Here is a 22,604-nt window from a genome sequence, read left to right as displayed (position 1 = left end):
CAGTGGCCTCGAACTCCACATGGTGGGCTACACGCGTTGGTGAGGCCGCCGCTGCCACCACTTCCTCCGTTCGTCCTCAGCCGATCTACGGCGCCGCCTTCGACATCGCTCAAGCGGAGATGACCGAGTCGCAGCGTCAGGCTGCGCTCAACGCCATGCAGACCGTGGCCGAGGAAGAGGCCGAGGAGAAGTCCGCCTGGGACAAGATCACAGGCGGCGTTGGCTCCGTGCTCGGTGGCGTCGGCGATGCCCTCGGTGGCGTCAAGGGCGGCCTAGAGGCCGCCTCCGACTGGCAGGCCGACCTCCTGGGCTATGGCGATGCCCAGGACCAGGCCCGCGAGATCTCGGGTGACGCCGTTGGCCAGGCCGGCGAGTTCTACGAGGAGAAGATCGCCGAGCCCGTAGAGCGCGGCATGTCGACGTTCCTCCAGGCCGGCAACATCATCGACGAGCGTGGCTTCACCCGGAACTTCGGTGATTGGCTGGACGGCAACACCTGGGAAGAGGCGTGGGACCGCACGGAGGACGCTACGTTCGGCCAGTCGCTGGCCGACGTGTTCGTGGACCGCGACCTTCGCCGCGAGGGCTACGAGGCTGGCTTCGACCCTGAGACCGGGCTGCCGCTGGACCAGAACTACCGGGAGATGCGCGAGGACAACCTCGCGTACAACCTGTTCTCCGGCACCGCAGACTTCGTGCAGGAGTGGTTCGCCGACCCCCTCACGGTGGCTACTGCTGGGGTGGGTCGCGCACGCGCCTTCCTCAAGGGTGACATCGACCACCTGGGCGCCAGCACCCGCGACGACGTCCTGCGCATCACGACGGCGCCGGACTCCGCGCTGGCGGACATGAAGATCCGCAAGTGGTCTCCGGTTGAGCAGCGTGCCCTGGCCTTCCGTCACCAGATGACGGACCTTCGGGACCGCTCCAGGGCGGGCGAGCTGGACCCCCAGGGCCTCGTTGAAGAGGTCCAGGCGTTCCGGACCAACCCCGCCGCCGCCGCGTTCTTCTACCGCCTGAGCGTGGCCAAGAAGCCGCTGTCGGACGGACTCGGTTACAGCGACGAGTTCTACGACGACATCTTCTACCACGGTGTGGGCGCCATGATGGGCGTCCCGGGTGCCACCGACAAGCTCCGTGTCGCTTTCGGCGACGTCGGTACTGGACTCGCTGAGCGCATCGACAACCTCCAGACCACGCGCATCCCCAAGATCGACGAGGAGCTGGGCCTCGCCCAGGCGACCTATGACGCGGCCGTCTCCGAGGGCCGCTGGCTTCGAGGCCCCGGCGCCATGCGTGCGCAGGAGAAGGCGCTCAACGCCAAGGCCACGATCGACCAGAACCGGCACGCCGCCGAGGCTGCCAAGGAGCAGCTCGGCGAGTACGAGGACTATCAGCGCTTCCTGAACTCTGTCGACGACCGGATCGTCAACGCCGGCATCAGCATGGTGCCGCGCTCCAGCAAGTCGTTCGGTGACATCGTCAAGGAGACCGCCTCGCACACGTACCGGTCGCCGGGCACTGGCAAGGCGAGCACGTACATCAAGTACCCGCGAGCGGCGTTCCGCCAGCGCCCTGGGCGCTTCGACCTTCACCGTGACATCCACGGTCAGGTAGGCAACTACCTGGACCAGGTCGTGGCCTACGGCCGCGAGGGCGTCGAGGCCATGGGTGCGGACAAGTTCGAGGAGCTGCGCCGCGTCTACATGAACCGTGCTGCCGACGCCACCACCGACGTGGAGCGTCGGCGCATCGCGGCCGACCTAGAGACTCGCGGCGTCGAGATCGTCTCCCTCAAGCATGGCCTTGAGCCGGGCGAGGCCCGGCAGATCGCCCTGGCCTACTCGGGTCGGCGCGCCACCCTATTCCGGGACATCGAGCGACAGGCCGCTGAGAACCGCGCCTACAGCGCGGCTGACGCACCCCTCACCTACAAGTGGGAGGTCGACGGGGTTGTCCACGAGATGGAGCTGCCGCTGATCGAGGCGCAGCTTGGCCAGACGTTCCTGGCGATGGACCTGCGGTCGCTCGACCAGCTCCTGAGGCAGCACGGCCAGTCCATCAAGACCCTGCTCCGCACGAAGAACACCGTGAAGGACAGGGCTGAGGACTTCGCCTCTTACTTCGAGGCGTGGTGGAAGCCGGCCGTGCTCCTGCGTGGCGGCTACATCGTTCGTAACCTGAGCGACGAGGGCCTTCGCAGCCTCGCTGCGCTGGACTCCCTGGCGTCCCTGATGGATGCGCCGAAGGCGATGTCCATTGGTGCGGCCAACCTGCCGATCCGTGCCGCCAACCGCATCAAGGGCGCGGGCAACCGCGCCGCTCGGCGGCGCTGGTTGAAACGGCAGGACCAAGAAGGAACCCCGGTCCTCCGTGGCCCTGCCGACAGCCTCCGTGAAGATGCAGGGCGTTTGAAGGCTGTAGAGCGAAACCTTGCTCCGGTCGAGCGCTGGAGTCAAGACCTTCTGCGCAACCGGGCCAATGGGGTCAGGGACCCCAAGGTGCCGCCGATCGTCCAGAAGATCCGTGCCGCCGACGAGGCCGCCGCTGGCGCCTCGTTCGCCGTGGACATGGCCACTGGCCGACGCATGCGCAACGTCGAGGCGGTTGTCCCCATCGGGGACGAGGTCGTGCTCAACGACCTGGACGAGATGGCTATCGCCCGCTTCGCCGAGCTGCGGTCTGGGCTGCTGTCGAACCCTGATGGCGTGCTCCTTGTCCGGCGCACCGAGGACGGCGTCGTCGTCAACGTCGGGCGTCGTGGCGCCAAGTACCTGAAGAAGACCGAGCTGATCCCCCAGCTCGGCGCCAGGCCCGTCACCATCAAGGGTCGCAAGGGCGCCTCTTGGGAGGCGGCCGGTGCGTTCCAGCCAGGCGTCGGTGACGTACACCGGTCGCTGAACTCTTCGGGCATGGACCACCGAGCCATGACCTCCAGCTACGAGAACACCACGGCGAACCTTCGTGCCGCCGTCGACAGGGGCAAGCGCTCCGTCGTCGGGGACTCGAACCACGCTGAGGCGTGGCATCAGGCCATCGAGCAGATCCGCGTCTCACCTTCGGCGCGGGCGCGCCTCGGTGGTCAAGAGCTGGAGTCCTGGCTGAAGACCCCCGAGGGCCGCAAGCACCAGTCGGCGCAGCGCCTGTACTTCAGGTCGGCCGAGCCGTACGTGTGGCAGACGGAGATCGACAACCACCTCAACGCACTGCTCCCCACGGAACGACTGCGCGAGATGGTGCGCACCGACCAGACGCTCACCGTTGAGGACCTTCAGCAGATGGTCGACAACCGGCGCGAGGTCGTGCCGAAGGCGATCGACACCACGTCTGTTGACCTGGCTCTGGGCACTGGCGTTGGCCAGGCGCTCAACGCGGTGAAGGACAAGCTCTACAACGCCATCGCCACGGTCCCTTCGGACACGCTGGTGCGGAACCCGTTCTTCAACCGGATGTACAAGCACCGCCTCCAGGTGGCTGCCGACCAGGTTGAGGCCGGCCAGAAGATCTCTCGCGAGACCCAGGTGCTCATGGAGCGCCAGGCCCGCGAGTACGCACTGCGCCAGACCCGGCGCTACATGTTCAGCGCGATGGACCACACGGACCTACAGCACACGTTGAGGTTCGCGTCCTCCTTCATGAACGCTTGGCAGGACACGCTGGTCAAGTGGGGCACCATCATCATGGAGCGCCCCGAGCAGTTCATGCGCCTGTACGCCAACGGCTGGCAGAACCTCGACAAGCTCCCGTTCGTCGAGTTCGTGGACAGCAATGGCCTGGGCAAGGACGACCCGGACCACGGCGAGCTGACGAACCTTCGCATCGAGGGTCTCGGTCAGACGATGAAGCTCCTGGACAAGGTGCTGCCTGGCGATCAGTCGGCAGCCGGCGAGATCTTCCAAACCTGGAACGTCAACAAGAACGGGCTCAACAGCGTTATCCAGGGCAGCCCTTGGTGGCTGCCCGGTACGAGCCCGTTCATCCAGGTGCCCGCCGCCTACATGATGCGCAACTCTCCGCACCTTGCGGACGACAGCGCCTTCTCCAGCTTCATGTACAAGTACCTGTTCCCGGCTGGCGTGCCCGAGAGCCCCGTGCTCGACACGGTCTTCCCGGCCGCCTGGATGACGCAGGTGCGCCGTCAGATCGAAGGTGTTGAAGACCCCGTCTTCAACCGCATGATGGCGACCCGCACCTACCAGCAGGACTACCAGGACTGGATCGACAACGGACGCCAAGGCCCCGAGCCGACCCCCGAGGAGTCGGTCGAGAAGGCCGAGGCCGCCCAGGCGTTCATGATCGCCGCTCGGTTCATGTCGCCGGCAGGGTTCACGCCCGAGGTTAAGGGACAGTTCTTCATCGACGCCGCCAACCGCATCCAAGCGGAGTACGGCTACGGCGAAGAGGGCTACCAGAAGTTCCTCGATGAGTACGGCGAGGATGCCTGGCTCTGGTGGCAGTCCACGAGCCAGAGCAACACTGGCGTGCCCGCCACGTCGGCGGGCTTCATGGCCCAGCAGAAGTACCGGGATCAGATCGAGAAGAACCCGGAGCTGGGTCTGGCGCTAGTGGGGCTAGACACCGAGACGGACGAGTTCAACTACTCCGTCTACGCCTGGCAGACCCAGAACAAGGTCTCCAACGTGGACGCCCGCACACAGCGGGCGCCTCGCGGTCCCGAAGGGACCGTGCAGGCCGCCGAGGAGTCCGAGGGCTGGCGTCGCTGGAACTACTGGAACACGAAGATCCAAGCCGAGCTGTCCGCCCGGGGACTAAAGTCCCTGCGGCAGCGTGGCGCGGAAGACCTGATCCAGATCCAGCACACGATCCGCGATCAGCTCTGGAACGAGCTGCCCGGCTGGCGCGACGCCTACACGTCGATGGACACCGACAAGTCGTACACCCTCATCCAGCAGATGGAGGGGTTGGTCGACCGGGGCGAGTCGCCGGAGCGTCCCGACTGGCACGGGGTCGAGGAGTTCCTCGACATTCACCGTCGCATCGGCGCCGAGCTTGACGCTCGGGAGATGTACGGCGGTGGCTCCCGGAACATTGAGGCCGAGGCCAACGCGGACCTGGCCTACGCCTATGACGTGATGGTCGGCGAGCTGCGCCAGCGGAACCTGATGTTCGACGAGTTCTTCAACCGCTTCCTCACCAACCATTCGATGACACTGGGCTCTGGGGGTCTGTGATGGCAACCACACCTACCCCCGGACAGCAGGGCTACGGCATCCTGACGGGCGACCCCGAACTCGCGGCGGTAAGTGCGCAGTCCGGGGCCGCCCCCGCCGGTCCCAGCCAGGACGACCTGAGCCCCACCGCCCAGCGGTGGGCTCGGTACTGGGACCAGAAGCCCTGGACTCCCATGTCACCCAGGTTCAACTATCGCCGCCCCGGAGCCGCCGGCTTTGGTGTGCTGCGTGAGCAGGGCCTGGGCGGCAAAAGCACCAAGAGCCTGAAGCCCGAGCCCGAGTTCTTCGTGGACAAGAAGCAGGGCGGCAAGGCGGGCGGCACCCTCCGGGGTGCCGACACCCGCCAGGTCGATAGGGGGCGGCTCCAGGAGCTAGCCGACAAGTACTACGGCAGGCCGGCCACGCCGACCGAGGTAGCCGAGCTGTGGGGCATGGCACTTGGTGACATCGACGCTGCTGAGGTCATGGGCGCAGACCCAGAAGACCCCTGGCACTGGATCGAAATGCGGGTGGCGCAGGCGGCTGAGACTCGTGCGGAGAAGCAGGGTCCGACCACGCAGACCCAGCGCACGATCAACCTGACGGACCCGACAACGGCCGCCGCAGTCATCGACAACACACTGCGGAACCTACTGGGTCGCCGGGCCACGGACGACGAGCGCGAGCAGTTCATGTCGACGCTCCGAGCCACCGAGCAGGCCAACCCCACGTTGTCCACGACAACGACCACGTACGGGGAAGACGGCAACACGTCCGACAGCTCCACCACCACGACCGGCGGTGCACCCGACGCCGGCACCGCAGCTCAGGCATTCGCCGATGACGAGCTGCTCGGCGAGCAGAAGGCAGTGCTCGCCGCCTCCTACTACGAGGCACTGCGAGGTCTGTAGGTGTATTCCCCCGTCAAGGGGGCGCGCGTTTCTTCGAGGTATCTGGGTGGCTTCCGTTCGACCGGAGGTCACTCCGGTATCGACTTTGCCGCGCCCGCAGGTTCCAAGATCTATGCCGCTGTCGGCGGTCGCGTCATCAGCGTTGGCTGGGGCGGCGCCTACGGCAACCTGACCAAGGTCCAGCACGATGACGGGACGGTGGGCTACTACGCCCACCAGTCCCGCTTCGCCGTCAAGGCGGGCCAGCGCATCTCCGCCGGCTCCCTCCTGGGATTCGTCGGCAATACCGGCAACAGCACCGGCTCGCACCTGCACTTCGAGGTGCGCCGCAACGGTAAGCCGACAGACCCGATCCCGTTCCTGAACTTCGATGGCAAGCGCACCGGGTCGCTGTCCAAGGAACCCGCCAAGCAGGGCGGCTCTTTCGCGACGCCGCAGGGCGGCATGCTCCCGGACATCATCCAGATGACCGACCCGAACGACACGCTGGCGATGCTCGAAGCCCAAGGCATGGGCGCCTCGCCCGGCGGCAAGGCTGCCGGTGGGTTCTCCACTCCGGCCCTGGACGCCGCCGCAGGCAGGCCGTCCGAGCAGACAGACCTGGAGCAGTCGCTGGGCCGCGAAGCGGGCCTCATCCAGCAGAGCCAGATGATGAAGGCGATGCAGGCGCAACAGGCCGCCTATCAGACCTCCATGATGCAGGCCACCGCCCAGCAGGCCCCAGCCGCAATTTCGCAGGGCTCTCACAGCTCTGGGGGCGGCGCCTCAGGCGACCTGGGGAAGCTCATCAACGCCATCAGGGCCAAGGAGTCCGGAGGCAGCTACAGCGCCAGGAACCGCCACAGCGGCGCCCTGGGCGCTTACCAGATCATGCCGGGCAACATCGCCTCCTGGTCGAAAGCGGCTCTCGGGTACTCGGTCAGTCAGTCGCAGTTCCTCGCCAACCCCAAGCTCCAGGACGCCATCGCCCAGCACCGCCTCGGCCAGTACTTCCGCAAGTACGGCGCCTCCGGCGCCGCTCTCGCCTGGTACGCGGGTGAAGGCGCGCTCAAGTACAGCGAGGGCGCCAGGAACCGCAAACAGGGGTCGTACCCGTCGATGAACTCTTACGTCCAGGACATCCTCCGAAGGGCAGGTCTGTAGTGGCTGACGAGCCCACTCAGGAGGAGCTGGCAGCTCTCGCCGGTTACACCGTCGCGTACTTCAACGTCACGCCTGAGATGAAGAAGCTGCTCCAAGAGGCCATGGACGGGCAGTACGAGCCGGCACGGCTCCAGTCGATGATCCGCAACACCGCCTGGTACAAGAGCACCTCGCAGACGCAGCGTGAGGCATGGCTGCTCACGTCGTCTGACCCGGCGGAGTACCGCCGCCGCCTGGCCGAAACGCGCAGCCAGATGGGATCTCTGGCCGTCGAGCTGGGCGTCCCGCTGGCAGGCAAGGATGCCGACGCGCTTGCGCGTGAGGCTCTCGGCTCCGGCTGGGACCAGCTCCGCATGCGCCAGGAGATGGCCCGCTTCGGCGACGTCGGCCAGGCAGTCCTGAAGAACCAGGAGCTTGGCGGCACGGTTGGCCAGGCCCAGGATCGCATCCAGCAGGCGCTCGCCGCCTACGGCGTCAAGGTGTCCAACGGAACGCTCCGTCACTGGCTGAGCGGGGTTGCCTACGGCACCCTCACTGAGCAGCACGCGATGGGCGAGATTCAACGCCTTGCCAAGTCCACCTGGCCTGGTCTGGCTGAGCAGATCGACGCCGGCCTGACGGTGAAGGACGTTGCCTCTCCGTACATCGAGTCGATGGCGGAGATCCTCGAACTCAATCCCACGGATATCACCGTCCGGGACAACATGGTCCGCCGCGCCCTGTCTTTCAAGGGTGAGGACGGTAAGTGGACCACGCAGAGCGTCGGGGATTTCGAGGCCAGTCTTCGCAGTGACCCCCGCTGGATGGCCACCCAGAACGCCCAGGACTCGCACATGTCCACGGGCCGAGAGGTGCTGAGCCTGATGGGGGTGCTGAAGTAATGGCTTGGTGGGACAACCTCGAAGCAGGAGACCGCAACGCGGCCTCCGCCCTGGTCGGCATGTTCGAGCAATACGGCCTTGGCTCTCTCGGTCCCAAGATCGTCGAGTACCTCAAGCAGGGCTACAACTCGGACACGATCTACGTGATGCTCCAGCAGACCAAAGAATGGAAGCAGCGATTCAAGGCCAACGATGCCCGCCTGAAAGCGGGTCTCTCGGTCCTGGACCCGAACGAATACCTCCAGACCGAACGCGCCTATCGCCAGGCGATCCAGGCAGCCGGTCTGCCCAAGGGCTTCTACGACTCCACGGACGACTTCACGAACTTCCTCATCAAGGATGTCAGCCCCCAGGAGATCGCAGAGCGCGCCATGAAGGCGCGCACCCTTGCGGACACCGTGGACAACGAGCAGAAGAAGGCGCTGGCCCGCATGGGCATAAGCACCGGAGACCTGGCCTCGTACTACCTGGATCCGAAGAAGGCGCTGCCCACCCTGGAGAAGAACGTCGAGCTGGCGAAGCTCAATGCCGAGCGCAACCGTGCTGGCCTTGGCTACGACGACGCTTACGCCCAGGAACTGTTCGGTATGGGTGTCACCTCCGAACAGGCGCGCGAAGGCTACAACGTCATCGCCACACAGCTCCCGACATACGAGCGCCTGGGCGAGATCTCGGGCATCGAGTTCGGTGTCGAGGACATCCAGTCCGAGGTGTTCGGCGGAAACGCCGAGGCCACACGTACGAGGAACAAGCTCGCTTCTCAGGAGCGCGCTCGTGGGCGCGGTGCCGCTGGCACTGGTTCCGGCACGCTGACCAGAGATCGGCGCTTCAACTAGCAATTCGGGTGAATGGCATACACCGAGGTTCGAGTCCTCGGCACCCACTCCGGCGGAGATCTACCGGCCCTTCGCTGAGTGATACACGGTCCGGGAGTAGGAGCAAGTGACAGCCCATTCCCCTATGGGCGGCTTCGGCCTGCGCAAATCATTAGGGAGTAGTCGCATGAGCGACAACCAGTACGCCGACATTCTCGACGACAACGAAGACCTGGAGCCCCAGGCCCAGGAGCCGAGTGACGGGCCGAAGGCCCTTCGCGAGGCCCTGAAGAAGGAAGCCCAGAAGCGTAAGGAGCTTGAGGCGGAACTCAACGAGATCCGCAAGAGCCAGCGCGAGTCGGAGCTGAAGTCGAAGTTGGCTGCTGCCGGTCTTCCGGAGAACGCGGCGAAGTTCGTCGCGGGCGCGGAGGACGTCGATGCAGCTATTGAGGAGTTCCGTGGCCTCTTCGGAGGAGCCGGCGCAACTCAGCAGCAGGACATCGACAACGACTCGCCTAAGGGCGAGCCGAATCTCAGCGAAGAGCAGCGTTCAGACATTCAGGCGCTCCAGGGCGTGGCGCGCAACAACTACACGCCCGATGAGGCCTACAAGGCCCGCCTGGATGAGGCGGACGCATCTGCCACTTCGCTGGATGACCTCATCGGCAAAGTGAATACCGCCCTTCGACAGTAGGGCGGTTGACTCCCTAAAGAGGAGCAATGGCTCTTAATACTACCGTTCTGGCGTCGTCCATTGGTGACGGCCTCCAGATCGATGGGTATGACAAGGTCCTTAAGTGGGCTCTCCGGTCTATGCCCGTCTACCGCCAGTTCGTTTTCGGTGTCCCCCACGACCCGACGAACAACTCGCGGACCTACCACCTGAAGAAGAACAACTACATCCCGACCGGCTCGCGGGTCCTGGATGAGGTCAACGACCCCACACCGCTGACCTCGCCGCAGAGCACCGACCTCACCATCGGCTTCACCGAGGTTGGCGCCCTGATCGGCCGGACGTACCGGCTTCAGTCGGCTACGTACGTCGAGGTCGACCCGACCATTGCCAAGCAGCTCGCCACTGACGTGGCGGACACGCTGGACAACATGGTCCGGGACGTCATGATCGCCGGTACCAACCGGTCCACCTCGAACGCTGGTGCGCCCGAGGCTCCCGTGGCTGTCAACACCCTGACCGCTGCGGACATCTTCTCGGCGCGCCTCGCCCGGCGTGCGGTCCGGGATCTCCGGAAGCGCAACGTTGTGCCGCTCCGTGGTGAGAACTACGTCGCGGTCATCTCCCCGGAGACCAGCGTCGACCTTCGCGAGGAGACCGGCGCCAGCAACTGGACGGCTCCTCACCAGTACGTCGACACCAGCAACATCTACCGAGGCGAGATCGGCACCTTCGAGGGTGCGATCTACCTGGAGACGAACCGGGCCTACCGGGCGAATGACGGCGCTGCGAGCGCCGAGATTCACCGGACCCTGTTCATCGGTGACGAGTCCACGGCTGAGGCCGTGAAGGTCGAGCCGTTCGCGGATGTCTCCGACCCGCAGGACGCCATGAAGCGTCACCGCTACGTCTTCTGGCGCGGCGACCTCGGTCACGTGGTCTACCGCCAGGAGTCGCTCCAGCGTGTGGAGCACGGCGTTTCCGCCTGATCTGAAAGCTGATGCCTCGTGGCCACTTACACATTCAACCCTCCCTTCGTTCTTGAGGGGACTCCGGGTCTGAAGCCTGAATTCCTTCAGCGCTACAAGTGGCCACGAGGTGTCGGCCTTTACCTCAGTGGCGGAGTCTTCCTCGAAACCCGAGAGATCTCCGAAGAGATGTACTCCGGGAAAGTCGACGGAGTCGACTACTTCAAGGGCGGCTACGTGTACACGGGCGTTCCCCAGGAAGTCGCGGACGCTCTGATCGCCAGCGGCTATGAGGGTGGGTTGGTCGAGGAATGAAGCTTCCCATGTTCTCGCACAAGCCCACGCCTCAGGTCCGCGAGATGAGCGTGGCTGACTGCTACGAGGCATTCATGCACGCCTCTGAGACCTACCGCAATTCAGAAGCGGTTGACCGCTGGAAGATAGGCCCTTACCTCGATGCGATCCTCGACCAGTACCTCGAATTGCAGTAGCGGCTGCCCAACCCCTGGCGTTCACGCCACGTGGGGAAGTTGCGTCCGGGCGAAGAACGCTAAGACTCTCTGGGTTGCACCTGACAACAACCTGACTACTCAGAAGCAGTGGCAGGCGGATATCAACGCCTTCCGTGAGGCCAAGCGTCAAGGCATCAACCCCGAGGGCTCCAGCCGCGCCCAGGTGGAGCGCGCCATACGCGTGTCGAACGAGACCGGCAGGGCTTTCGGAGCCAACGAATGAAAGAGCTGCTCCAAGCCCTCAATGATGCCTCTGGCACTGACGGGCTTGAATTCAACGGCGCCTGCAATGCCTACGCCGGCACCACCGGAATGGATGGGCTCGGCGCCCTCAACGTGGCCAACGGCACCAGGGGGCTCGGCCTCAACCTCGTTCTGAATCAGCTCGCCGGAACCGTTGGCCTTGAGGCTCAGGCCGCCGCCAATTCCCTGCCGCCCGCTAGCTCCTTCACCTCCGTGCATGTGTCGGACATCTCGCTCACGCGCATACCTGCGTAACGATTGGAATTGACGTGGCTCTCACCCCACGCCGCCACCGTGTAGGTGGCACTTCTGCCGACGTTACCCAGTCCGTGGGCGAAGGCAACGTGGCGCTGTTCGCGCCCGCCGAGACGCTCTGGGTGTACGACTCTCAGACCGCCGGCACCCGGCTCACAAACCTTCAGACCATCGGTGGGTCGCCCATCACCGAGGTCACCTCGGACTCCAATGGGCAGATCCCGCCGTTCCTCACGCCTCCGGGCGTGACGGCGCTCTGGATCTCCAGCGCTGATGGCGCCTCGCCTGCGCTCAACCCTCGCGTGCTGCTCTCCGCCAGTGACCTCTTCACGGACATCGAGACGCTCGACGCAGCCATTGAGGACATCGAGGTCTCCGCTGGCGTCACCAGCGTCCAGGGCAAGACCGGCACGGTCACGCTCGCTCCCAGCGAGCTGACTCCGCCCGCAGCCACCGTCACCAGCGTCACGTCTGTGAGCGCCATCGTTGGCGCCCGCCTGGTGCAGGTCGGCTCTGGCTACCCGGTGCGCCCCTCGGGCGCCACCTGGGTCTGGTTCCTGGGCTCTGCCGATCCAGGCAGCGCGGCCCAGAACGGTGACCTCTGGTTCTTCCCGGAGTCCTGATGGCGGGCACCTACGCACGCGTGAATGGCGCCTGGGTCTCCATCGTCGGGCCACCTCCGGTGGACCCCGGCCCTGGACCGGGTCCCGGCGGACCGTTCCCCAAACCCACCGTCGACAACACCGGTCCCCGCGTCGCCATTACAGGCGCCACGCTCGACGGAAACGCCGCTATCAATGCGGCGATTGCCAATGGTGGCGTCCTGACGGGACGCCGCATTGCGAACGTGGCCTTGTCTCAGCCTTCGCACGCTGACCTGATCTTCCGCGACTGCGAAGTCACTGGCGCGTGGTTCGGCGTGGAGGCATGGAACGGATTTGGCACACCGCCCTCCGACCCGTCCAGGCGAACGACCTTCGAGTACTGCGCTATTCGTGACGTTCACGGAAACGCTGGAATTGCGGGTCGCAACTGGGTTGCCAAGTACTGCGAGTTCACCCACAACGGCGACGACATGAAGCCAAGCTCGAACGTCGAGGTGTTCGCCTCGCTGCTGCACGACCTTTGGTCAGAAGGCGACGACCCTCACGGAGACAACATTCAGTGTTTCGGTGGAGACGACATTCTCTTTCATTGGAACACGATGATCAGCCTTAACGCCCCGGATGCACCGACCTTCGCGGGCGGCGTTGGCAGTTCGGTCTTGCAGATGAGTGATGGCGGCGACGCCACCAACATCCGGTTCCTCGACAACTGGGTCAACGGTGGGGCATACACGTTGCGTGGCGCCGATAGCTGGGCGGGCAATGTTGCTGATCTCGTCTTCCGCCGCAACAAGCACGGCCGGGATTTCGGCTACGGCCCGATCACTGGCATGGGCAGTTACAACGGCGGTACGGCCGTTTCGGACTACGACTCTTCGAACGTCTGGGAAGACGACGGCACCCCCGTCGCCTGACAACAACTCTAAAGGTGCGTAATGGCTGTTGCATACCGGGCTGGCGCCCAGTTCTTCAACAATGGCGGAGCCCTCACTGCCACAGTCGACAAGCCCGCAGGGACCGCCTCTGGCGACGTCCTGGTCATGTGGGCCTACCAGCATGACGGCACGAACCCGAACATCACCTGGCCGGCGGGATTCACGGAGATCTCCGAGCTTGCCGCCACCGGCACCAACTTCACCATTGGTGCCGCGTGGAAGCTGGCGGGTGGGTCAGAGCCTTCGACCTACACCATCTCGAACGGCAACGGCGATTCGGGCACCGACCAGTACGTGGGCATTGCTGCCTTCACTGGTGCGCACACCACGGCCCCGTTCCCCGGTGGCAGCTTCAGCATCGGGAGCGCGGGCAGCCCTGACGTACTGACGCTGCCCGCCGGTCCGGTGACCGGCACGAACGGCGGCATGCTGTTCGGCGCCTGGGCCGTCAAGTGTGACAGCGCGACCACGCCCGCCTCCGCCACCGTGCCTGGGTCCATGACCTCCCGTGGTCAGGGCCAAACCTCCGTGGGTGCGGGGGGCTTCTCCTTCGGCACCTGGGGCACGGAAGCGCTCAGCGCCACCGGCTCGACTGGCACCCGCACGGCCACGGCGACCAGGAACCCCCACGGGTTCTACGGCTACGTGCTCATGGCGATCGAGCCGGCTGCCGCCGCGCCGAACGCCCCGATCGCCAACGCTGGGCCGGACCAGAACGTCCTGGCCAACGCCACGGTGAACCTGGACGGGTCGGCCACCGCCAACGGCGGGGCCGGCGCGCCGTACACCTGGGCCTGGACGCAGACCTCAGGCGCGGCCGTCACGCTGAACGACGCCACCGCTGAGAACCCGAGCTTCACCGCTCCGGCTGCGACTAGCACCCTGGTCTTCTCGCTGGTGGCCACCGACACTGCGGCTGTCGCCTCCGCTGCCGACACCGTGACGATCAACGTCTCCGGTGCATCCGACACGGCCAAGCCGATCTCGGACATCACCGTCACCGGGTGGACCACCTCGAACGGTGAGGATGTCTGGGAGGTCACTTCCGATGGAAGTGACACCACCTACGCCATCAGCCCGGACACTCCGACCAGCTCGCCGGTTCGCGTCGGACTCAACGAGCTGAACGATGCGATCAGCACTGACACCGTGACGGTGTCTATCCGTGCTCGCAAGGTGGACGCCGGCACGGCTACCGCAACCCTCCAGCTCATTGAGGGTGCCTCCACGGTGATCGCCACGTCCAGTGCGCAGGCCCTCACGGGAACCACGTGGAACCAGGTCAACCTGGTTCTCAGCGGCGCCGAGATCGACAGCGTCACGAACTGGGCGAACCTTCGCGCTGAGGTCACAGTGACGGCGGCGGCCTGATGGCCGCCCATGTCGAAATAGCCGACCTCTCGCTGTTCCGGCTGGACCCTGTCATTCCTCCGGCCAGGGTCCACGTCGGTGAGATCGCGCTCTTCCGTGTCCCCGCCGCTGGCCCGGCGCCCAAGGTCCACGTCTCTGACATCTGGATCACTCGCGGTTTCGAGCCGCCCGTCGTTCCCGCTGGCGGCGTCCGCGCTCGCGACGGGTCCACCTGGGACAGCTACGGCGCCCGGATACGCATGAACGGAGTGTGGGTGTAATGCCCGTCATCGTCCCAGGCGACGGCGGTGGGCCTGCGCCCACCCCGGACGAGCCCAGGTACGCCACCTCCGAGCTGATCGAGGAGACCCTCCAGGAGCTGTCGGGTCACACCACGGACGTGGGCCAGGTGACCTACCTGGGGGAGTCCATCAGCGAGAGCACCACGACCTTCCGGGTTGCAGAGCAGGGCCAGGTCTCCAGAGGCGTTGCCGAGATCGGCACCGAGCTGGTGTACGTGGCCACCGCTGTCGACGGCACCGTGACCCTCCTTCCGACAGGTAGGGGGTGGGGCTCTTCGCGTCCCTCGGCGTGGGCTGAGGGAACCCTGGTCACCTTCCAGCCTCGCTTCCCCAGGCACACCATCCTCCAACGGATCAACGACGTGATCGGGAACCTCTGGCCGTCGTTGTACGGCCTTGGGCAGACCGAGTTCGCGTTCCAGCCCGTGGTGCAGGCGTTCTCCATGCCGGCCGACACCGAGGACGTCACGAACGTCCTCTATGACGAGGTTGGCCCGCAGAAGGCGTGGGTGCCGATCACGCAGTGGCGGTTTAACCGCAACGCTGCGCCCTCGGAGTTCCCAACCGGCCGCTCGATCATCCTGCCGCCGCACCTCACGCCCGGGCGCACCGTTCGGGTGCGCTACATGAAGCGCCCCTCGCAGATCCAGTCCGAGGGCGAGTTCACGGACTCGGGTCTGGAGATCAGCGCCTGGCCCGCCGTCATGTACGGCGCGCTGCACCGCATGGTCGCCTCTCTGCCGCTGGGCACTGCCGGCGTCCAGAGTGCTGAGGCCCGCGAGTGGTCGCGGACCCGCCCCATCGATATCAACCAGCTCGCCGAGTACTTCCGTGGCCTGCATGAGCTGGAGGTCGAGAAGGAGCGCCGACGCCTTCAGGACGCCAACCCCATCACGATCAACTACACGAGGTAGCCGTGCGCTTCTACAGCTCGATCGCCTCCGAGGCGACGATTCAGGGCGGGGTCGACGGCGGCGCCACCACCATAACCGTGGCCGGCGCCACGGGCTACCCGGCCAGCACGCCGTTCACGGCGGTGCTGGACCCGGACACCTCGACTGAAGAGATCGTCACCGTCACCAACCGCGCTGGTGGTCTGTGGACCATCCAGCGTGCCCAGGACGGCACTGCGGCCCTCCCGCACGAGAACGGCGCCAAGGTCCGGCACATGGCCACGGCTCGTGACTTCCGCGAGCCCCAGGAGCACATCGACGCCAGCACGGGAGTGCATGGCGTCACCTCCGGCAACGTGGTGGGCACCAGCCAGGCTCAAACGCTGACCAACAAGACCATCTCGGGCACCAGCAACACGCTGACGAACATCGCCCAGTCCAGCGTGACGAACCTGACGACGGACCTCGCGGCCCTGGACTCCACGCTGGACGGCCACATCGCGGCCACTGCCGCGCACGGCGCGACCGGCGCCGTTGTTGGCACCACGAACGCCCAAACGCTGTCGAACAAGACGATCGCTGGAGCGTCGAACACGCTCCAGGTTCGCCAGCAGGACCTGACCGACGCTTACTACATCCTCTGCGCACAGACCGCTGACGCGAACATCGCCGCCTCGACAAAGACCAGGGTCTCCTACACCACGCAGGACAGTCGCGGCACCTGGGCTTCTGACGGCCACTCGTCCAGACGCATCGTCCCGGTCACGGGCCGCTATCGCATCCGCATGTGGGGCCAGTTCAAGGCAGGCGGCATCTCCGCCTCGAACCGGATCTACATCCACGACGCACCAGCCGATGGCACCAGCGAGGGCACGATGCTCCGCCAGGGCAACATCCAGACCAGTACCACTGGTGCCACGGGCGCGGACATCGGGATCACCGTCACGGTGAATGCCGGCAGGGCGATCTGCTTCTTCTTCGAGAACAACTTCGCCAGCTCCGTCTGGGGAACTGACGGTGGCCTCGCCTTCAGTGGCTACTCCGTCGAATATCTCGGGCCGGCGTAATGGTCGCCCCGGACATCACCGAAGGGTTGCCCACCCCCCTGGGTGGGCGAACCAATCCGCAGAGTGCCATCTACCGGGTCACTCGTGACGCCTTCGACGTGGCCATCGGTGACCTTCCGTTCAACCTCTACGCCAGCGTCGACCACCCGTACGAGCGGTCCTCTGCGCAGATGCGCAAGGACCAGTTCGACGCCAGTCGACTTGTCGGTGAGCAGAGCCTGGATGAGTGGTGGCTGCGGTCCCAGACGGACTTCTCCGGTGGAGATGGGATCACCTACTACGAGCCGCTCGAAGGCGAGGGCTCGGAGACCAGGTTCTACGACTCACGCGGCGTCAACGTCTTCGACTTCCCGGAGGTGCGTCTGCTCAACGAGCAGGCCACCGTGTTCGCTGGTGGCGCAGACCTTGAGTTCGTGGGCATCGGCGAACCGGGCGGGCTGTTCCGCACCGGCAACTCGTTCCGCATCATCGGTGAGAACGGCTCGGTCACGGCGGTCACTCCGTTTGGCACCACGCCTCGCGGTATTGCCCGAGTTCCCGGCCACAACTGGCTTGTGGGGCATTCCACCGGGATAGGCCGCCTGTCCTCAACTGGGGTCGCACAGAGCCTCTGGACGGGTGCTACAGGGGCGATGACCCCCTACTGGGCCAAGGACCGCATCTGGGCCGTGCAGGGCACGAAGATCTACCAGCTCACCCTGGCCGGTGGTGCCGTCGTGGACGGCACGCACCTGTTCTACACGCATCCCTCCACGTCCTGGGACTGGATCTCGATCGTGGAGACCGGCTCCGCCGCCTGGATGGCTGGGCGCCAGGGTGCCTACAGCACCGTCTATGTCACCACGGTCGAGGACACCGACGCCGGCCCTGAGTTCACTCAGCCCGCCGTGGCCCTCAGGATGCCCGCTGGTGAGTATGTGACCGCCATGCAGTCCTACCTGGACTTCCTGCTCATCTGTACGAATCTGGGCTTCAGGGTGGCGATCACGGACGGGGACCGAGCCCAGCTCGGTCCGCTCATCTGGGATGACCAGGGCAGCTTCTCGGCTTCCGCTCGTGGCGAGTACGCCTACGTGGGCCTGGCCAACGGCCTCACTCGCCGCGTGGCGCTGGGCATTGTCACCAGTCCTGACGAGCTTCAGTTCGCCTGGGCGAACGACGCCGAGGTTCCCGGTGGTGGAAACGTCACCGCCGTTGGCTTTGTCGGAAGCAAGCTGACGCTTGCGGTGAATGACATTGGCTGCTCTCTTCAAAGTGGCAATCTCGTCCAGTCTGGCTATCTTACTACAGGCTTCGTGCGTTTCGGAACAATGGAACCCAAGTACTTCGCCGCCGCCAAGATTGTTGGTGACGTGACCAATGGGTCCATTGGAATTGCCGGCGCCACGACCATTGATGCCTATTCGGAAATCACCGATGTAGCGAACTTCAATGGCTCCACTGAAGTGGCACTGAACCTTCCGGGTGCTCAGTCTCCGTGGGAGAAACTGTCACTGAGGTTCACATTCCAGCGTGACAGTTCTACTTTGTCGCTGGGACCAAAGCTTGATGGCTACCAACTGAGGGCGCTTCCGGCGCCCTCTCGTAGGCAAGAACTCATCTCCCTTCCGCTCATGTGTAAGGACCGCGAAACGGTCGCGAGTGGTGGCACAAGCCTTGGTGGAGACGGCTTTGCCTATGCCAGGTTCTCTGACCTCAAGGCGCTTGAGCGAACCGGAGTCCCGTTCGTCTATCAGGACTTCCGCACTGGAGAGGCCCGCAGCGTGACCATTGAACAGGTTCTCTTCGTGGGCCAGGATCCGCCGGACCGAAACCAGAAGAACTTCGGTGGCGTGCTCCAGGTGACTTTGCGAACGGCGGATTAGGCGATGCCAGAGTCCTTTGAGAAGACCACCATTGATCGCCTCGCCCGAATCGAAGAGGGCGTCAAGCAGTTGCTTGAAGGCAAGGGCGACCACGAGAGCAGGCTGCGAAGGCTTGAGAGGTTTGCCTGGCTTTTCGCCGGCTGCGTTCTCGCCCTAGGCGGTAGTGTCGGCCGAGTTGCAGGAGTTATCTGATGGCCTGGTATCCAGGCGCCATTCGCAAGGAAATCACCAAGTTCAGGACGCCGCTGCTTATCAGACGCGGCGTCTGTCTTCACGTAGCAGTCAGTGAGGGTTCCTCGCTGTACAGCTTCTTCTCTGGTGCCGCTGTCTGTTCGCACTTCTACGTCCGCAAGGACGGCACAGTCGAGCAGTACGTGGATACCAAGTACCAGGCGCCGGCAAACCTCTACGGCAACAAGAGCCTGATCTCCGTAGAGACTCAGGGCGGCGTCAGGAACGCCGACTCGGAGCCCTGGACTGCTGCTCAGGTCGAGTCGCTGGCAAAGATCTGTGCGTGGGCCAATCAGACCCACGGCATTCCGCTGGTTCAGATGCCGGACTCGAAGCCCACCACCAAGGGCGTTGGCTATCACCGCCTGGGCGTCGACCCCTACCGGGTCGACGGCGGAGAGAAGTGGTCCAACGCCTACGGCAAGGTGTGCCCCGGCGCCGCCAAGATCAAGCAGGTTCCCGCAGTCATTGCTCGTGCCAGAGCGCTGGCCGGCGAAACCCTTCCCGACACAGGAGAGCTGTTCACCGTGTCCCAGTACGAAGACATCCTGGAGGCCATCGCTGGCGTCCGCGAGCAGGTCGGCAATGTCGGAGACAACGTCACCAACTCCCGTGGCGTGATCTCCGACCGAGTGATCAACAACCTCGGGCCGAGGCTCGACAAGGTCACCGACCACGCCTACAACGCGGCCGTGAACAGTGCCGCCAACCGCCAAATCATCCCCGCCAACACCGCCGTCCTGGTGGAGCGACTGCTCCAGGTCCAAGCGTCCGGCGGAACCCTGTCCCGAGCTGACATCGAGGACGTCTTCAAGGACGTCCGCTTTACCGTTGGAGAGGCTGCCTGATGTTCGTCACTGCCCTGCGTTACCTGAAGGCCATCGCGTCGCTTGTCGGCGTGACCGCCACGGCCCTGGTGGCTGCTGCTGAGCTGCCCCTGTGGGTCACCCTGGTTGCGGTCGGTGCCACCGCCGTGGCCACCGCCGCCATCCCCAACATCGAGCTTGGTGAAGTGGAGTAACGTCCACATCCCAGGATGTGCATGATCTACCACAGCAAGAAACCCAGGCACGGGCCAAGAAACACTATGCAGGTTCCCCGTGCCCGGGTCCCGGCGTATGGCCCGGTGTTGATGTGCCTCCGCCGTGATCAAGCACCATACAGAGAAGCCCCGCCCCTGACAAGCCCCCAGCGAAGGATCTAAGCGCGTTGCCCCCTCATGTCCATCGCATGCTGGAGAAAGATCCAGAACGGCGAGTAGGCGTTTGTCGAAGCTGCGGACCCGTGCGGTTGACGCAGAAGCACGGGTCCTGGAGGTGCTCCAACGCGGTCCGGAAGCAACGAGGGTCCAAGGGGAACAAGAGGAGCCGGCATCACGGACTCACCGCAGACGAGCGCGCAGAGATGATCACTCAGGCCGGCGTCTGTGCCATTTGCTCGACTCCGGTAAACGAGAAGCGTGGTCGGATCGACCACTGCCACACAACGAACGAGCTTCGCGGCGTGCTCTGCAACGCCTGCAACGTTGGCCTAGGCTGCTTCAAGGACAGTGTTGCCTTGCTCCGCTCCGCAATCAGATATCTCGACTGACGAGCGCCCCGCCCCCACCTCGGCTTCCTGGCCTGGAGGGGGCGGGGCGCTCTTTGCATTTCTAGACCCGTTGGCGTGGCCTGGTGACGTAGGCGATCAAGCCCAGGATCCCCACCGTCAGGCCAGCGGTGACGAACCTCGTCTGTGTGTCGGCGTCCGTGGCCCAGAGTGCCAGAGCCACGATCACGCAGACCCCAGCTCCTGCGAACCTGATGAACTTCTCCATCTCGCCCCCCGGCGGTACAGGTCAAAGCTCGTGCTTGACGTCTGCGAAGCTGACGGTACCAGCGCTGCTCTTGCTCTGGAAGCGGTCCAGCAGGGTCTGAGCTGGCTCCCGGCACTTCTCGCAGAGGTCCTTGGCGCCCTTGTCGTCCCCGATCGTGATGACCACTCGGACCGCCGGCATCTCGCTACAGAGATCGCAGTACAACACCTTGCGCTCAACCACTGCCACGCTGCCTCAGCTCGATGACGTCGCCCCCACTGTCAACAGGAATGATACGCCGACCGAGCACCACCTTGTCCCGCATGGCCCGGCCCGTCTCCCAGCCGACATACTTCAACGTCATGTCCGGCCCCTCGTGGCCCAGCATGTTCTGCACCACGAGCACGGCACCGTCACCCATGCCCTCGGCCAGGAGTTGCTCCAGGAGGGCTCGCGCTCCGCTACGGCGGAGCGTGTGCATGCCAGTCCCTGGCTCCTCGATGCCAACCATGCGCAGAAGGTTCTTGACCCTGACCAGCGGCCGACGCAGCGGCTCGTCCGGGCGCAGGGTCCAGTTCGTGTTGCGCGTCCACTGGCCCTCGTCGTTGCGCTCCGTTGGGGCCAGCATCTGGCACACGATGTACCAACGGGGGCCTGGCGCTGTGACGCCCATGCGCACGCAGACTTCGCGTCGCCACCTTGCCAGCTCCTCAGCGAGGTCCGGGCCGATGGGTAGCTCGTCGGTGTAGTCGCCGGTCTTCGACCGGTCGACAAGGATGTGGTGATCGCCGACGTGGCCCCACTGGATGCGCACCATCTCGTTGGCCCGGACCATGAGGAACAACCCCAGGGCCAGCATGATGCGATCCCTTGGCACCCTGGCTCGGTCGAGGATCTCGGCGAACTCCTCCTTGGGAACCCTGGGCCGGCGCTTCCTGGGGACCTTGACCTTGCGACGTCCCTTCAGGACGTCCACGTTCCTGGGCATCAGGTTGCGGTCTCGGCACCATTCCTGGAACGCGCTCAGGCGATGGATGTTGACCTTGCGACTACTCGCCTGCCACTTCTCGGCGTTGGCTTCGAGCCACATGTCGATGTGGCGTGGAGTGATCGACTTCGGGTAGATGTTCCCGACGACCGTGAGGAAGTTGAGGAGCGTGGACCGGTCGTTGGCGAGGCCCGACCGGATGCCCTGCGCCTTGCGGCTTGCGAGCCACTGTTCGATGGCTTCGTCCAAACGGGTCGAGTTCGTGGTCACGCAGCCTCCCCGGTCTCCGTGCCCAGGGGGGTGCCCAGGGACGCCTCCACGAACTGACGCTGCACGTCCCAGCGGGCATCGGGGACATTGATGGACCAGACTTCGTGGCCCCAGGGGTTGATTCGAGTGCGATAGAAGGGCTCGCCCTTGCGAGACCCCTTCTCGATGGACTTCGCCAGCATCTCCTCGGTTGTGAGGCAGCGCCTGCGATCCGGACCCTCCGTGACGCCGTGCTCGCCCACGCGGTGGGCGTCGCCGGCTCGGGTGTTGGAGAACAGTTTCAAGCAGCCGAGGACCGAGCACAGCTCGGTCTTGTAGCCGCTCCAGGTGACTCCTCGGGAACTGAACACGGGCATTGGCGGGCTCCTCTCGTGGCCATAGTTTGCAAACGTACACACTGGTGATGAGCATTGCAAACTGTGGCGAGGCTCCCGGCTACCTGTTGTTCCAGTACCAGGCCGGGCCTCGGTCGTCGTAGCGGCTGATCTCGTGCAGCTGGAACGGGACCGTCTGGCCGAACGGCTCGGGCAGCTTGAGGATCGGCGTCCGCTCGCTCAGCGGCGCGGTCAGGTCGAGCACCTCGATCCGCCCACCGGCGACGGCGGCGAGCAGGTCGGCGAGAACGGTCATGTCGGCTCCTTCGCAAGCGTGGCACCGGGTCGCGATCATCCTGGCCGGGCCGGGCGCACTCCGTCCAGAGGGTGATCGTCGCCGCTCGTTCGTCTGCCGTT

The 22,604-nt window shown here is 65.0% G+C and carries 22 protein-coding genes and 1 pseudogene; 19 read left to right on the top strand and 4 right to left on the bottom strand.

All coding sequences use genetic code 11. The annotated features are described in order from the left end of the window. Positions 1-2: 2 nt before the first annotated feature. The 19 genes from C1I92_RS09965 to C1I92_RS35570 all read left to right on the top strand — a co-directional run bounded on the left by C1I92_RS09965 (position 3) and on the right by C1I92_RS35570 (position 20,410). Positions 3-5,192, top strand: coding sequence for a hypothetical protein (locus C1I92_RS09965; protein ID WP_146605082.1), 5,190 nt, complete (start codon positions 3-5; stop codon positions 5,190-5,192). Beyond that, positions 5,192-6,082: a hypothetical protein gene (locus C1I92_RS09960; protein WP_146605081.1), complete on the top strand. Its 891-nt coding sequence runs from the start codon at positions 5,192-5,194 to the stop codon at positions 6,080-6,082. Before C1I92_RS09965 ends, C1I92_RS09960 begins: the two co-directional genes overlap by 1 nt. After that, positions 6,083-7,225, top strand: coding sequence for a peptidoglycan DD-metalloendopeptidase family protein (locus C1I92_RS09955; RefSeq protein WP_111254507.1), 1,143 nt, complete (start codon positions 6,083-6,085; stop codon positions 7,223-7,225). Beyond that, entirely contained in the window at positions 7,225-8,106 is an 882-nt protein-coding gene (locus C1I92_RS09950; RefSeq protein ID WP_111254506.1) for a hypothetical protein, read from the top strand. The genes C1I92_RS09955 and C1I92_RS09950 overlap by 1 nt, the downstream gene beginning before the upstream one ends. Beyond that, the gene (locus C1I92_RS09945) at positions 8,106-8,942 is read left to right on the top strand and encodes a hypothetical protein (RefSeq protein WP_111254505.1); all 837 of its coding nucleotides are present in this window, start codon (positions 8,106-8,108) and stop codon (positions 8,940-8,942) included. The genes C1I92_RS09950 and C1I92_RS09945 overlap by 1 nt, the downstream gene beginning before the upstream one ends. A gap of 166 nt (positions 8,943-9,108) precedes the next feature. Further along, positions 9,109-9,615: a hypothetical protein gene (locus C1I92_RS09940; RefSeq protein WP_111254504.1), complete on the top strand. Its 507-nt coding sequence runs from the start codon at positions 9,109-9,111 to the stop codon at positions 9,613-9,615. A gap of 119 nt (positions 9,616-9,734) precedes the next feature. After that, positions 9,735-10,583: a N4-gp56 family major capsid protein gene (locus C1I92_RS09935; protein WP_158564071.1), complete on the top strand. Its 849-nt coding sequence runs from the start codon at positions 9,735-9,737 to the stop codon at positions 10,581-10,583. Positions 10,584-10,601: 18 nt separating this feature from the next. Further along, positions 10,602-10,877: a hypothetical protein gene (locus tag C1I92_RS09930; RefSeq protein ID WP_111254502.1), complete on the top strand. Its 276-nt coding sequence runs from the start codon at positions 10,602-10,604 to the stop codon at positions 10,875-10,877. An 8-nt stretch (positions 10,878-10,885) separates the two neighbouring features. Next, the gene (locus C1I92_RS33735; protein WP_158564070.1) at positions 10,886-11,053 is read left to right on the top strand and encodes a hypothetical protein; all 168 of its coding nucleotides are present in this window, start codon (positions 10,886-10,888) and stop codon (positions 11,051-11,053) included. A 240-nt stretch (positions 11,054-11,293) separates the two neighbouring features. Continuing rightward, entirely contained in the window at positions 11,294-11,572 is a 279-nt protein-coding gene (locus C1I92_RS09925; RefSeq protein WP_111254501.1) for a hypothetical protein, read from the top strand. Positions 11,573-11,661: 89 nt separating this feature from the next. Then, positions 11,662-12,195, top strand: a complete 534-nt coding sequence (locus C1I92_RS09920; protein WP_146605080.1) for a hypothetical protein — start codon at positions 11,662-11,664, stop codon at positions 12,193-12,195. Continuing rightward, positions 12,195-13,091: a hypothetical protein gene (locus C1I92_RS09915; protein ID WP_111254499.1), complete on the top strand. Its 897-nt coding sequence runs from the start codon at positions 12,195-12,197 to the stop codon at positions 13,089-13,091. The genes C1I92_RS09920 and C1I92_RS09915 overlap by 1 nt, the downstream gene beginning before the upstream one ends. A 21-nt stretch (positions 13,092-13,112) precedes the next feature. After that, a complete protein-coding gene (locus C1I92_RS09910; protein WP_111254498.1) occupies positions 13,113-14,483 on the top strand; it encodes a PKD domain-containing protein in 1,371 nt (456 codons plus the stop codon). Between the two features lie 259 nt (positions 14,484-14,742). Further along, a complete protein-coding gene (locus tag C1I92_RS09900; protein ID WP_111254496.1) occupies positions 14,743-15,678 on the top strand; it encodes a hypothetical protein in 936 nt (311 codons plus the stop codon). A gap of 2 nt (positions 15,679-15,680) precedes the next feature. Continuing rightward, complete coding sequence (locus C1I92_RS09895) at positions 15,681-16,724, top strand: hypothetical protein (protein ID WP_111254495.1); 1,044 nt, start codon at positions 15,681-15,683, stop codon at positions 16,722-16,724. After that, positions 16,724-18,589, top strand: a complete 1,866-nt coding sequence (locus C1I92_RS09890) for a hypothetical protein (RefSeq protein ID WP_111254494.1) — start codon at positions 16,724-16,726, stop codon at positions 18,587-18,589. Before C1I92_RS09895 ends, C1I92_RS09890 begins: the two co-directional genes overlap by 1 nt. A gap of 191 nt (positions 18,590-18,780) precedes the next feature. Further along, positions 18,781-19,668, top strand: coding sequence for a peptidoglycan recognition protein family protein (locus tag C1I92_RS09885; RefSeq protein ID WP_111254493.1), 888 nt, complete (start codon positions 18,781-18,783; stop codon positions 19,666-19,668). After that, complete coding sequence (locus C1I92_RS33730) at positions 19,668-19,841, top strand: hypothetical protein (RefSeq protein WP_158564069.1); 174 nt, start codon at positions 19,668-19,670, stop codon at positions 19,839-19,841. Before C1I92_RS09885 ends, C1I92_RS33730 begins: the two co-directional genes overlap by 1 nt. A 209-nt stretch (positions 19,842-20,050) precedes the next feature. Then, positions 20,051-20,410, top strand: coding sequence for an endonuclease domain-containing protein (locus tag C1I92_RS35570; protein ID WP_111254492.1), 360 nt, complete (start codon positions 20,051-20,053; stop codon positions 20,408-20,410). A gap of 247 nt (positions 20,411-20,657) precedes the next feature. Here the strand turns inward: C1I92_RS35570 and C1I92_RS09875 are convergent, their stop codons facing one another. From C1I92_RS09875 to C1I92_RS09865, 4 genes and pseudogenes are all read right to left on the bottom strand, one after another. After that, positions 20,658-20,864 (bottom strand): hypothetical protein, encoded by a 207-nt coding sequence (locus tag C1I92_RS09875; protein WP_146605079.1) that lies wholly within the window; start codon positions 20,862-20,864, stop codon positions 20,658-20,660. After that, complete coding sequence (locus C1I92_RS09870; protein ID WP_158564067.1) at positions 20,851-21,873, bottom strand: tyrosine-type recombinase/integrase; 1,023 nt, start codon at positions 21,871-21,873, stop codon at positions 20,851-20,853. The genes C1I92_RS09875 and C1I92_RS09870 overlap by 14 nt, the downstream gene beginning before the upstream one ends. Further along, the gene (locus C1I92_RS33725; protein ID WP_158564066.1) at positions 21,870-22,229 is read right to left on the bottom strand and encodes a hypothetical protein; all 360 of its coding nucleotides are present in this window, start codon (positions 22,227-22,229) and stop codon (positions 21,870-21,872) included. Before C1I92_RS33725 ends, C1I92_RS09870 begins: the two co-directional genes overlap by 4 nt. 85 nt (positions 22,230-22,314) lie before the next feature. Next, positions 22,315-22,503 (bottom strand): annotated as a pseudogene (locus C1I92_RS09865) (cyclase family protein); the annotation flags it as partial. Positions 22,504-22,604 lie beyond the last annotated feature (101 nt).

Source organism: Jiangella anatolica, from assembly GCF_003236295.1.
Lineage (GTDB): Bacteria > Actinomycetota > Actinomycetes > Jiangellales > Jiangellaceae > Jiangella > Jiangella anatolica.
The sequence above is the reverse complement of the archived record's forward strand: the minus strand, read 5'-3'. Positions and strand labels throughout refer to the sequence as shown.

Bases quoted from the DNA above. Each gene is read 5' to 3' on its own strand.
- C1I92_RS35570 (WP_111254492.1), top strand. From the start codon at position 20,051: ATGCTGGAGAAAGATCCAGAACGGCGAGTAGGCGTTTGTCGAAGCTGC.
- C1I92_RS09945 (WP_111254505.1), top strand. From the start codon at position 8,106: ATGGCTTGGTGGGACAACCTCGAAGCAGGAGACCGCAACGCGGCCTCC.
- C1I92_RS09890 (WP_111254494.1), top strand. From the start codon at position 16,724: ATGGTCGCCCCGGACATCACCGAAGGGTTGCCCACCCCCCTGGGTGGG.
- C1I92_RS33730 (WP_158564069.1), top strand. From the start codon at position 19,668: ATGTTCGTCACTGCCCTGCGTTACCTGAAGGCCATCGCGTCGCTTGTC.
- C1I92_RS09900 (WP_111254496.1), top strand. From the start codon at position 14,743: ATGCCCGTCATCGTCCCAGGCGACGGCGGTGGGCCTGCGCCCACCCCG.
- C1I92_RS33735 (WP_158564070.1), top strand. From the start codon at position 10,886: ATGTTCTCGCACAAGCCCACGCCTCAGGTCCGCGAGATGAGCGTGGCT.
- C1I92_RS09915 (WP_111254499.1), top strand. From the start codon at position 12,195: ATGGCGGGCACCTACGCACGCGTGAATGGCGCCTGGGTCTCCATCGTC.
- C1I92_RS09910 (WP_111254498.1), top strand. From the start codon at position 13,113: ATGGCTGTTGCATACCGGGCTGGCGCCCAGTTCTTCAACAATGGCGGA.
- C1I92_RS09960 (WP_146605081.1), top strand. From the start codon at position 5,192: ATGGCAACCACACCTACCCCCGGACAGCAGGGCTACGGCATCCTGACG.
- C1I92_RS09885 (WP_111254493.1), top strand. From the start codon at position 18,781: ATGGCCTGGTATCCAGGCGCCATTCGCAAGGAAATCACCAAGTTCAGG.
- C1I92_RS09940 (WP_111254504.1), top strand. From the start codon at position 9,109: ATGAGCGACAACCAGTACGCCGACATTCTCGACGACAACGAAGACCTG.
- C1I92_RS09935 (WP_158564071.1), top strand. From the start codon at position 9,735: ATGCCCGTCTACCGCCAGTTCGTTTTCGGTGTCCCCCACGACCCGACG.
- C1I92_RS09925 (WP_111254501.1), top strand. From the start codon at position 11,294: ATGAAAGAGCTGCTCCAAGCCCTCAATGATGCCTCTGGCACTGACGGG.
- C1I92_RS33725 (WP_158564066.1), bottom strand. From the start codon at position 22,229: ATGCCCGTGTTCAGTTCCCGAGGAGTCACCTGGAGCGGCTACAAGACC.